Origin of the sequence: Rhodococcus sp. T9N (genome assembly GCF_024436645.1) — a bacterium.
Classification (GTDB): Bacteria; Actinomycetota; Actinomycetes; order Mycobacteriales; family Mycobacteriaceae; genus Rhodococcus_F; species Rhodococcus_F qingshengii.
Genome location: NZ_JAMSKS010000008.1, coordinates 166,192 through 177,794, shown reverse-complemented (window position 1 = coordinate 177,794; position 11,603 = coordinate 166,192). Strand labels below are relative to the sequence as shown.

11 protein-coding genes are annotated in these 11,603 nt (G+C 62.6%); all 11 read left to right on the top strand.

All coding sequences use genetic code 11. The annotated features are described in order from the left end of the window. Positions 1–105: 105 nt before the first annotated feature. The 11 genes from M1L53_RS15775 (at position 106) to M1L53_RS15725 (ending at position 11,528) form a co-directional block, all read left to right on the top strand. Positions 106–744, top strand: coding sequence for a cell division protein FtsQ/DivIB (locus tag M1L53_RS15775; RefSeq protein ID WP_007733212.1), 639 nt, complete (start codon positions 106–108; stop codon positions 742–744). 239 nt (positions 745–983) lie between these two features. Next, on the top strand, positions 984–2,171 hold the full coding sequence (ftsZ, locus tag M1L53_RS15770; RefSeq protein WP_003941788.1) for a cell division protein FtsZ: 1,188 nt from the start codon (positions 984–986) through the stop codon (positions 2,169–2,171). A 108-nt stretch (positions 2,172–2,279) separates the two neighbouring features. Then, a complete protein-coding gene (gene pgeF / locus M1L53_RS15765; protein ID WP_007733207.1) occupies positions 2,280–3,047 on the top strand; it encodes a peptidoglycan editing factor PgeF in 768 nt (255 codons plus the stop codon). 6 nt (positions 3,048–3,053) lie between these two features. Then, positions 3,054–3,803, top strand: coding sequence for a YggS family pyridoxal phosphate-dependent enzyme (locus tag M1L53_RS15760; RefSeq protein WP_047270104.1), 750 nt, complete (start codon positions 3,054–3,056; stop codon positions 3,801–3,803). An 85-nt stretch (positions 3,804–3,888) separates the two neighbouring features. Beyond that, positions 3,889–4,539 carry a cell division protein SepF gene (locus tag M1L53_RS15755; RefSeq protein ID WP_003941752.1) on the top strand — a complete coding sequence of 217 codons (651 nt, stop codon included), beginning with the start codon at positions 3,889–3,891 and terminating at the stop codon, positions 4,537–4,539. A 189-nt stretch (positions 4,540–4,728) separates the two neighbouring features. Continuing rightward, the gene (locus tag M1L53_RS15750) at positions 4,729–5,007 is read left to right on the top strand and encodes a YggT family protein (protein WP_003941780.1); all 279 of its coding nucleotides are present in this window, start codon (positions 4,729–4,731) and stop codon (positions 5,005–5,007) included. A 126-nt stretch (positions 5,008–5,133) separates the two neighbouring features. Beyond that, positions 5,134–5,961 (top strand): DivIVA domain-containing protein, encoded by an 828-nt coding sequence (locus M1L53_RS15745; RefSeq protein ID WP_003941722.1) that lies wholly within the window; start codon positions 5,134–5,136, stop codon positions 5,959–5,961. Positions 5,962–6,010: 49 nt separating this feature from the next. Beyond that, positions 6,011–6,325: a hypothetical protein gene (locus M1L53_RS15740; RefSeq protein WP_007733197.1), complete on the top strand. Its 315-nt coding sequence runs from the start codon at positions 6,011–6,013 to the stop codon at positions 6,323–6,325. A 281-nt stretch (positions 6,326–6,606) separates the two neighbouring features. Further along, entirely contained in the window at positions 6,607–9,720 is a 3,114-nt protein-coding gene (gene ileS / locus M1L53_RS15735) for an isoleucine--tRNA ligase (protein ID WP_054187288.1), read from the top strand. A gap of 68 nt (positions 9,721–9,788) precedes the next feature. Continuing rightward, complete coding sequence (locus M1L53_RS15730) at positions 9,789–10,127, top strand: TfoX/Sxy family protein (protein ID WP_003941748.1); 339 nt, start codon at positions 9,789–9,791, stop codon at positions 10,125–10,127. A 36-nt stretch (positions 10,128–10,163) separates the two neighbouring features. Then, positions 10,164–11,528 carry a DNA polymerase IV gene (locus tag M1L53_RS15725; protein ID WP_054187273.1) on the top strand — a complete coding sequence of 455 codons (1,365 nt, stop codon included), beginning with the start codon at positions 10,164–10,166 and terminating at the stop codon, positions 11,526–11,528. Positions 11,529–11,603 lie beyond the last annotated feature (75 nt).

Below are 11,603 nucleotides of genomic sequence, written 5' to 3'. Positions count from 1 at the left end.
ACGCGTCGGCGCAGTACTCGCACCGAATCGCGATACTCGACGCGGTCGACGGAGCCGGCTCCCGAACCCACACCGACTCGTAAGTGGTTCAAGCGACCGCTGATCGTGGCACCGCTGGCAATCGTGCTGGTGGTGGGAATTGCGTTGACGGCTTGGTTGTCTCCGGTGCTCTCGGTCCGGGGCACCGAAGTTCTCGGTGCGACGACCGTCAGTGAGGAACAGATCCTTTCGCTCCTGGCCGTACCGACCGGTCAGCCGTTGATGCGGGTAGACACCGGCGCCGCCGCCGCACGTGTGGCGACGATTCCGAAGGTGGCCTCGGCTCGTGTGCAGCGGATGTATCCGTCGACTATCCGCGTCACCGTCACCGAACGGGTACCGGTCGTCTTCGTCGACTCACCTGAGGGTGCACACCTGCTGGACGAGAAGGGCGTCGACTTCGAGATGGGCGTCCCGCCGCCCGGGGTTCCGCGTCTGGTGACACCGACGCCCGGGTGGAACGACGAGCCGACGCTTGCCGCGCTCGAGGTGTTGTCGGTGTTGCCGCCGGATCTGAGATTTCAGGTGGGAGAGGTTGCCGCTCGGTCGATTTCGAGTGTCACGCTGACTCTGCTCGACGGTCGGGTCGTAAACTGGGGCGGTGTCGAGCACTCGGATCGTAAGGCTGCTGTGACGCTTCCGCTGTTGACCCAACCGGGGCAGACGTACGACGTGTCCAGTCCTGATCTGCCGACGGTCCGATAGCGCACGGTGCAGCCGTGCGTCAGTGCGCAGCAAATACTTCGGTGTGTCTCGGCGCGCCTAATGGCGGAACGCGACGACGGTGCATAGCGTTTCGTTTCAGATCGAATACTTGACATAACTCTAACCCTGTGGTTGAGGTTTAGGGTTGTTCTCGAAAAGCATGAAGCTACAAAAACAGCAGTAACAAAGACAGCAGCACTGACAAGCAGCGTGAAACACGACACGGAAGGCGAGAGCCGATGACGCCCCCGCACAACTACCTCGCCGTAATCAAGGTCGTCGGCATCGGCGGCGGCGGCGTGAACGCAGTCAACCGCATGATCGAACAGGGACTCAAGGGAGTCGAGTTCATCGCGGTCAACACGGACGCGCAAGCCCTTCTGATGAGTGACGCCGACGTCAAGCTCGACGTCGGTCGTGAATTGACCCGTGGCCTCGGCGCCGGTGCCGACCCGGAAGTGGGTCGCAAGGCAGCCGAAGATCACAAGGACGAGATCGAAGAGGTCATCAAGGGCGCCGACATGGTGTTCGTGACCGCAGGCGAGGGTGGTGGCACCGGAACCGGTGGTGCCCCTGTCGTGGCAAGCATCGCCCGGAAGCTGGGCGCACTCACCGTCGGTGTCGTGACGCGACCGTTCTCTTTCGAGGGCAAGCGTCGTGGGGGACAGGCGGATACCGGAATCCAGGCGCTCCGCGAGTCCTGCGACACGCTGATCGTCATTCCCAACGATCGCCTGCTCCAGCTGGGTGACGCGGCCGTCAGCCTGATGGACGCGTTCCGCAGCGCGGACGAGGTTCTCCTCAACGGCGTCCAGGGCATCACCGACCTCATCACCACTCCGGGTCTGATCAACGTCGACTTCGCGGACGTCAAGGGTGTCATGTCCGGTGCCGGTAGTGCGTTGATGGGAATCGGTTCCTCGCGGGGTGAGGGACGCGCGATCAAGGCGGCGGAATCCGCGATCAATTCCCCGCTCCTCGAAGCTTCGATGGAAGGCGCCCGCGGCGTGCTTCTGTCGATCGCCGGCGGTAGCGATCTGGGTCTGTTCGAGATCAACGAGGCGGCTTCGCTGGTGCAGGAAGCTGCCCACATCGACGCCAACATCATCTTCGGAACGGTCATCGACGATTCACTCGGTGACGAGGTTCGTGTGACGGTCATCGCTGCGGGATTCGACGGAGGAGCTCCGGCTCGTCGTCCCGTGGAGTCGACCGCGCAGGGACGTGGAGCTATCGGCGCCGGGCGCGCGGGTGAGGTCGGCCGGTCACCGGTGGCCGCCGAACCTGCTGGCGAGCAGCCGATTTCCGCAGCGCGCGAGACCACCGGTTCGGGCAGCTTGCCTCCGATCGGTGGCCCCCGCCATGCGCCGGTCCAGGAAGACGAGGGCGACGACGACGTCGACGTGCCGGTCTTCATGCGTCGCTGACGTAGGGCTACAAACAGTTTCGAGAACAGGGTGCCCGGAATTTCTGGGTACCCTGTTCTTGACTGGATGTCCGGTCACGTCTGAGCCGGACGACAACTTTCGACGTTTGTGAGCACACTTATCTTGAGTACCGAGAAGTCGACCACCCGCACCCGCATTCGCCGCGTCGTGACCAGCCGAGCCGGTGGTGTTTCCGCGTCACCGTACGAGTCGTTCAATCTGGGCGATCACGTCGGAGACGATCCGGCAGCCGTCGATGCGAATCGCCGACGTCTGGCACGCGAAATAGGCGTCGAGCCTGACCATCTCGTGTGGATGGAACAAATCCATTCGCGCAACGTCACTGTCGTGACGGAACCGACCGACGAGGTGATTCCGGTGACGGATGCTCTGGTCACCACTGTTCCCGGCCTGGCGCTCGCCACCCTCAGTGCAGATTGTGTTCCCGTTCTGCTCTCCGACGAGGAGGCCGGTGTGATCGCGGCCGTTCATGCCGGACGGATCGGTGCCCGCATCGGTATCGTCCCGCGCGTCCTCGCGGAGATGGTGCGTCAGGGCGCGGACGTTTCGCGTATCGGCGCCTTCCTCGGTCCGGCTGCGAGCGGACGCCAGTACGAGGTTCCCGCTGCGATGCGAGCGGACGTGGAAAAGCACTTGCCGGGCAGTGCAACTCGCACCGAGAAGGGCACGCCGGGGCTCGATCTGCGTGCGGGACTGCGTAAGCAGTTGCTCGCCGCGGGTGTGTCCGGTGTCGCCGAGGACCCGCGGTGCACGATCGAGGATCGCGCGTTGTTCAGTCATCGCCGAGAATCTCTGACCGGGCGTCAAGCTGCAGTGATCTGGATGGAAGCGCCCGCAGCGCAGGAAACCGTCTAGGCAGAAATGCGCGAGACGGAAATGCGGCTGACAGAAATATCGACGGCACTCGACTCGGTGAGGGCGCGATTGGCGGCCGCCTGCCTTGCCGCCGGTCGCGAGGTTTCCGACGTAGCACTGCTGCCGGTGACCAAATTCTTTCCGGCGTCCGACGCTCGAATTCTGTACGAACTGGGTTGCCGTGAATTCGGTGAGTCGCGTGAGCAGGAAGCAGTGGAGAAGGTCGCGGACTTCGACGGCGCTGCACAGACGGGCGCGATCGATGATCCGGTTCGCTGGCACATGATCGGACAGTTGCAGCGCAACAAAGCTCGGTCGGTAGCGAAGTGGGCCTATGCAATTCACTCGGTGGACAGTGCGCGACTGGCCGATGCACTCGATCGGGCTGCGCTGAGTGCTTTGTCGGACGGTGAGCGCACGAAGCCGCTCCGGGCGCTCATCCAGGTAAGTCTCGACGGAGACCCCGCGCGTGGCGGAGTTCCGACGGGCGAGCTAACGCCTCTCGCCGAGCGGATCGAATCAGCCGAAGGTCTCGAATTCGCGGGACTGATGGCCGTCCCGCCGCTTGGATCAGATCCGGACGAGCAGTTCGAAATCCTCCGCAGGGCACATCTTTTGATCCTCGAATCGCATCCCCGGGCAACCGAACTCTCGGCCGGTATGACCGGCGATCTGGAGGCTGCAGTGCGCCACGGATCAACCTGCGTGCGTGTCGGAACCGCACTGCTCGGCTCACGACCAGTAATCTCGAGGTGATCGCTCAGGTGATCGCCCAACCCGTCCACACCGCTGCGACCGGTCGCAGTCGGATTGATTCCGCCGCGCCAAGGAAGGTCGATCAATGAGCAACCTGCATAAGTTCAAGGCTTACTTCGGCATGGTTCCCCTCGATGACTACGAGGACGAATACGTGGAGGAGCCCGATCAGGCTCGCCGCGCACCCCGTCGTAGTCACGACGGCTATGCCGAGCGCGACGACCGCGAGTTCGTCGAACCTGCCTTCTCGAAGGCGAGCTACGCGCCCAGTCGTCGTGACGAAGAGGACGCGGAGTTCGATCGCTACGATTCCCGGCCCCGCGTCGACACCGTTCCCAGCCGCAGCAGCCGCCCGGCGATGGCGCCGCGCCCGGCAAGCCGTGGCAACCTCGCGGTCGACGCGCGCGCAGAGCGACCCGAAGCGCGACGTGCGCCGGTTGTCGACGACGGCGGCCCGCTCGCCAAGATCACGACACTGCGTCCGCAGAGCTACGCAGAGGCCCGCACGATCGGTGAGCGGTTCCGGGACGGCACTCCCGTCATCATGGATCTGGTCGACATGAGCAACGCCGACGCGAAGCGTCTGGTCGATTTCGCGGCCGGCCTGGCATTCGCATTGCGTGGTTCTTTCGACAAGGTAGCCACCAAAGTGTTTCTTCTCTCACCGGCCGACATCGACGTTTCCGCCGAGGAGCGCCGTCGGATCGCCGAGACGGGTTTCTACAGCCAGAAATGATGGTCTCGACCGCAGTCCGGCCCCTGAGCAGGGGTGACGTGAGCACATTCGAACGGCGGCCCGCCTCGGCGGACGTCGCATTCGGACCCATCGCCGGCCGTTACAAGACGGACTCGATGCGGACCGGTTCCGGAATTGCTGCGGTGTGTCTGTTTTGGACACACCGCAGAAGTCAGGCAGAGTGAGGGTGTGGACGCGCTTCTCTCTGTGATCTATCTGGTGCTGGTTGTCTTCTGGCTGTTGCTGATCGGCAGAGTGATCGTCGAGTTCGTTCGTTCGTTTGCCAGAGATTGGCGACCGACCGGATTGGTCGCAGTCATTCTCGAAACCATTTTTACGATCACCGATCCTCCGGTGAAACTGCTCCGCAGGTTGATCCCCCCGATCAACCTCGGTGGAGTTCGCTTGGATCTATCCATCATGGTCTTGCTTTTCATCGTCATCATCCTGATGTCGGTTGTTCGCTGAGCGCAGTCCGAGTGAGTGGTGTGCCAGAATGGATGCCATAACTCATCCAGTGGTTCGCCACTACGTAGACTGTGTTGCAACTGAATGCTTGCTAGACCGCCAAATGACGCGTGAAGGGATCCTTCCATGCCGCAACTGACTCCAGCTGACGTGCACAACGTTGCGTTCAGCAAGCCGCCTATCGGCAAGCGTGGCTACAACGAGGACGAGGTCGACGCATTCCTCGACCTCGTCGAGCAGGCGCTGTCGCAGCTCATCGAAGAGAATGCGGACCTGCGCCAGCGCGTAGGTGAGCTGGATCAGGAGCTCGCGGCTGCCAAGAAGTCGCCGGCACCTGCTCAGCAGGCAGCACCCGTCGCAGCGCAGCCCAAGCCGGAGCCCGCTCGGGTCGTCGAACCGCCCAAGCCTGCACCTGTTGCAGCGCCGGTTCCCGCCGCCGCTGCCGTTGCAGCGCCGCAGAGTGGCGACACCCACATGCAGGCCGCAAAGGTCCTCGGACTGGCTCAGGAGATGGCGGATCGCCTCACCAACGATGCCAAGACCGAGTCCGAGCAGCTGCTCGGCAGTGCCCGCACCAACTCCGAGCAGCTCATGAGCGAGGCTCGCAGCAAGGCTGACGGCATGATCGCGGATGCGCGCAACAAGTCGGAGGCGATGCTCACCGACGCTCAGACTCGCTCCGAGACCCAGCTTCGCCAGGCTCAGGAGAAGGCAGACGCTCTCAAGGCGGACGCCGAGAAGAAGCACACCGAAATCATGGCGACCATCAACCAGCAGCGTTCGGTCCTCGAGGGCCGTATCGAGCAGCTCAAGACGTTCGAACGCGAGTACCGGGTGCGCCTGAAGTCCTACCTGGAATCGCAGCTCGAAGAGCTCGAACAGCGCGGCTCGGCCGTTCCGGTCGACGGTGGACAGGATTCCTACAGCCCGTCCTTCGCCAAGGGAAACAGCTGACCGAGAGCGCCCCGTCGGCTCAGCTATCGGACCGGACAAAGGTTGATACGTGCTGGTCGTGACGTTGGTTCTCGCGGGAGTTGGTTTCGCTCTCCTGATCGTCGCCCTGACCACAGGGTCGTTGATCTGGGCGTGGGCATGTATCGCGATTTGTGTAGCAGGTGCCGTCCTCCTGCTGGTCAGTGCGCTGACCAGCAGGAAGGCGGTTCCTTCGTTGGATGACCCGGCATCGGGCAGCGGAATGTCGTCGCCTTACGGTCGAGTCGAGAGTTCCTCGAATTCGTCGATCGACGATGCAGCCACCGCCAACGATGACAATCAGAGAAATCATGGCGAGTCGCCGGGTGGCCCCGACAAGTCCTAGGGCGAGTTCCGACAAGGTCCAGGACGAGTATTAGACTGTCCAACACGAATACCAGGCTGTGATCCGGCAATCACCGGGGAGCTTTCGGAAGAACGGTTCTTGTCGCTTCAGGCGCCCAGAACTCAGTAGAACCGAACGGGTGAGCCCGTCACAGCTCGATCGAGTGGCACCTCGGGATCCAAGCGCGGATCTACGGGGTGCAAACGGGGTGGTACCGCGGTGTCGGCGCACAAGCGCCACGTCGTCCCCGTGCCGAGTCCGACTGGCACGAGGAGATCGCCATGGCGAGTAACGGGTATCCCAAAGTCGACTACGGTGTCCCCGCCGACACCGGAGTCAAGTTCCCCGAACTGGAACAGAAAGTCCTGAAACAGTGGGACAACGACGACACCTTCCGTGCGTCGGTTTCCAATCGGGACGGCAGCGAAGAGTTCGTTTTCTACGACGGACCGCCCTTCGCAAACGGCTTGCCGCATTACGGTCACCTGCTGACGGGGTACGTCAAGGACCTGGTGCCGCGCTTCCAGACCATGCGTGGACGCAAGGTCGAGCGACGCTTCGGCTGGGACTGCCACGGACTGCCCGCAGAACTCGAAGCGGAGAAGCAACTCGGCATCAAGGACAAGGCCGAGATCGAAGTCATGGGTCTGGCCAAGTTCAACGAGTACTGCAAGGCCTCGGTGCTCAAGTACACCGACGAGTGGCGCGACTACGTCACCCGCCAGGCACGTTGGGTCGACTTCGACAACGACTACAAGACCCTGGACGTCGACTTCATGGAGTCCGTCATGTGGGCCTTCAAGGAGCTGCACGACAAGGGCCTGATCTATCAGGGCTTCCGCGTGCTGCCCTACAGCTGGTACGAGCAGACTCCGCTGTCCAATCAGGAGACTCGTCTCGACGACGCGTACAAGATGCGTCAGGATCCTGCAGTCACGGTCGACATGCCGCTGGTCGCTCCGGGTTCACCATTGGACGGCGCAAACGCGATCATCTGGACCACGACTCCGTGGACACTGCCGTCCAACTTGGCCACTGCGGTTCATCCCGAGGTCGACTACGTCCAGGTGCTCGGCGAGGACGGAAAGCGGTACGTGCTCGCGGAAGCACGGGTTGCTCATTACGCACGTGAGCTGGGGGAGGACCCCGAGGTCGTTTCCCGTCACAAGGGCGCCGAATTGGTCGGACTGTCGTACACACCGCCGTTCGACTTCTTCCTCGGACATCCGAACGCGCACGTCGTGCTTTCGGCCGACTACGTGACAACCGATTCCGGAACCGGAATCGTCCACCTCGCACCGGCTTTCGGTGAGGAGGATATGGATGTCGCCACGGCCAACGGTATCGAGGTCGTGCAGCCGCTCGATCCGGGTGGAAAGTTCACCTCGATGGTTCCGCCGTACGAGGGCTTGATGGTCTTCGACGCCAACCCGGTCATCATCAAGGACCTCAAGGCCGCTGGAAAGCTGCTGCGGCACGAGACGATCGAGCACTCGTACCCGCACAGTTGGCGCAGTGGGCAGCCGCTCATCTACATGGCGGTTCCCTCGTGGTTCGTCGCGGTCACCAAGTTCCGCGATCGCATGGTCGAGCTGAACAAGGACATCACGTGGGTGCCCGAGCACATCCGTGACGGCCAGTTCGGCAAGTGGCTCGAAGGTGCACGCGACTGGAACATCAGCCGAAACCGCTACTGGGGCAGCCCGATCCCGGTGTGGGTGTCGGACGATCCGCAGTACCCGCGTACGGACGTCTACGGATCGCTCGATCAGTTGGAGGCAGACTTCGGTGTGCGTCCGACCGACCTGCATCGCCCGATGATCGACGACCTGGTCCGCCCGAACCCCGACGACCCGACCGGGAAGTCGATGATGCGCCGCGTTCCCGAGGTGCTCGACTGCTGGTTCGAATCCGGTTCGATGCCGTACGCGCAGGTGCACTACCCATTCGAGAACCGTGAATGGTTCGAGGGCCATTTCCCGGGCGATTTCATCGTCGAGTACAACGGGCAGACTCGCGGCTGGTTCTACACGCTGCACGTGCTGGCCACCGCACTCTTCGATCGTCCGGCGTTCAAAACCGTTGCTGCGCACGGCATCGTGCTCGGCGACGACGGACTCAAGATGAGCAAGTCCAAGGGCAACTACCCGGACGTGAAGGAGGTGTTCAACCGCGACGGCAGCGATGCGATGCGATGGTTCCTGATGTCTTCGCCGATCTTGCGCGGCGGAAACCTCATCGTGACCGAGCAGGGCATCCGCGAAGGTGTGCGTCAGGCATTGCTCCCGCTGTGGAACGCCTGGAGCTTCCTGCAGTTGTACGCCCCGGAATCCGGGGTGTGGCGTACCGATTCGGAGAACATCCTCGATCAGTACATCCTGGCCAAGCTCGCTACCACCCGCGACGTGATCACCGAGGCCCTCGAGGTCAACGACATCGCCGGTGCGTGCGACGAGCTTCGGTTGTTCTGTGATGCGCTCACCAACTGGTATGTGCGACGGTCTCGTTCGCGGTTCTGGGACGAGGATCGCGACGCAATCGACACCCTGCACACCGTGCTCGAGGTCGTGACGCGTCTCGCTGCGCCGCTGTTGCCGTTGGTGTCCGAGGTGATCTGGCGAGGGTTGACCGGGGAGCGCTCGGTTCACCTGGCTGATTGGCCCGAGGCGTCGGAGCTCCCCGCGAACCCCGACCTGGTAGCGGCGATGGACGACGTCCGGACCGTGTGCTCCACGGTGCTGAGCCTGCGCAAGGCGCAGAATCTGCGTGTTCGTCTTCCGCTGCCCGAGGTCACGGTTGCGGCGCCGGATGCCGAGCGTCTGCGTCCGTTCCTCGGACTGATCGCCGACGAGGTCAACGTCAAGAAGGTTGATCTGACCGATGACGTCGACGTGCACGGGCGCTTCGAGATCGCGGTCAATGCGCGTGCTGCAGGACCGCGTCTGGGCAAGTCCGTTCAGACTGTCATCAAGGCGGTCAAGGCGGGCGACTGGACCGAGAACGCGGACGGCGTCGTGGTTGCGGCGGGCATCGAACTGCTGCCCGAGGAGTACACGCAGAAACTGGTTGCGGCCGAGCCGGATTCGACGGCTGCACTGCCGGACGGTGCGGGACTGGTCGTACTCGATTCCGCGGTGACGGAGGAACTCGAAGCCGAGGGATGGGCGAAGGACCGTATCCGTCAGTTGCAGGATGCGCGCCGCGCCGCCGGTTTCGACGTCTCGGACCGGATCAACGTCGTGCTCGAGGTTCCGCAGGACTGCAAGGAGTGGGCGGAGCGTCATCGCGAATTGATCGCCGGTGAGGTTCTGGCCACCTCCTTCTCGGTGGGTGAAGCGGGAGACGACGCCGTCGATCTCGGTGACGGTATCCGCGCCGCGATCACGAAGGTCTAATACCGCCATAGCTACTCCGGCTCCCCGATGAATGTCTGTATGTCGGGGTGCCGGAGTAGTTTGCTCTCATGAGCACGAGCAAGGAAACCGTGGCGCGCATTCTCGAGCAGTTGGAACCGCTCGACGTGCGGGCAAGGGCGATGTTCGGCGAGTACGGACTGTATTGCGACGAGAAGATCGTGGGCTTGATCTGCGGAGACGTTCTGTTCGTCAAACCCACCGAGGTCAGTACGGAGTTCGGATCAGAGGCCGATCTGGCTCCGCCGTACCCGGGAGCGAAGGATTATTACCGGGTGACGGAGGAACGGTTGCAGGACCTCGATCACCTGCACGCCTTCATTCAACGGACTGCCGACGTATTGCCCCTGCCGAAGAAGAAGTCGCCGAAGAAGAAGGCGCGGACGTAAATTCTGCACCTACTTTTGAGAGAACCGTAACCCCCGATGAATCAAGGTGATCCCACACGAAGTCGTAGGTGGGTGCTGCATCTCGACATGGATGCGTTTTTCGCTTCCGCCGAGCAGTTGACGCGTCCCACTCTGCGAGGTCGCCCGGTGCTGGTCGGCGGCTTGGGCGGGCGCGGGGTGGTGGCCGGGGCAAGTTACGAAGCGAGAGTTTTCGGTGCGCGTTCGGCAATGCCGATGCATCAAGCACGCCGGATGGTCGGTGGTGGAGCGGTGGTATTGCCGCCACGGATGTCCCTGTACTCGGTTCTCAGTAAACGCACGTTCGACGCGTTGCGCCTTCGTATGCCGATCCTCGAGCAACTGTCGGTGGACGAGGCTTTCGGGGAACCGGTGGAGTTGGCCGGTGTCGGAGCTGACGAGGTCCGCGCGTTTTGCGGGGACCTGCGGGCGTTGATCAAAGCCGAGACCGGGTTGGTCGCTTCGATCGGGGCCGGCGCAGGTAAGCAGGTGGCCAAGATCGCGTCGGGACTGGCAAAACCCGACGGCGTCGCAGTGATTCCTCCCGGGATGCAGCACGAGTTGCTCGATCCGCTTCCGGTGCGAAAGCTGTGGGGGATCGGTCCCGTCGCCGAGGAAAAACTCAAGCGTCTCGGCATCGAAACCATCGGTGGGTTTGCCCGCACACCCACAGCGGAGGTGGCGTCGATACTGGGAACCACTGTCGGTCCGGGGTTGCATCGGCTTGCGCAGGGGATCGACGATCGGCCGGTCGCCGAGCGTGCCGAATCCAAGCAGATCAGCGCGGAATCCACGTTCGCCGCAGACATCGTCACGATGGCGCAACTGCGCGCCGCCGTCGAAAGTAGTGGTCGTGCAGCATTTTCCAGGCTGGAGAAGGACGGAAGAGCTGCTCGCACCGTCGTACTGAAGCTCAAGAAGTCCGACATGAGTATCTTGACTCGATCCGTGACGCTGCCGTTTGCCACCATCGACCGCCAAATCCTCATCGCGACTGCGCAGAAACAGGTCATCGATCCACAGGAATTGGGGCCGATTCGCCTGGTCGGTGTGGGATTCGCCGGTTTGTCCACCGTTCGGCAAGGATCACTTTTTCCCGAGTTGGATCAGGATGTTCCCGGCTATCCGGTCGAGACTCTCACGGGCGCCCTCGATGAGGCCGAACTCGACGTTCCGGTGGCAGCACGTGTCCCTCAGCGCTACTGGCACCCCGGTTTGGACGTGAAGCATCCAGAATACGGACACGGTTGGGTGCAGGGCGCCGGGCACGGTGTGGTCACCGTTCGCTTCGAAACCCGTTCCAGCGGAACGGGAATCGCCAAAACCTTTGCCGAATCCGATGAGGTGCTCGAGGTAGCAGATGCGGTCGACAGCCTTCTCTGAGGATGTCCTTAGACTTTTTCCGCTTACCGTTGGGTAATGTTGTCGACGATCCTCGAGCAAGCACGATGTTCGACT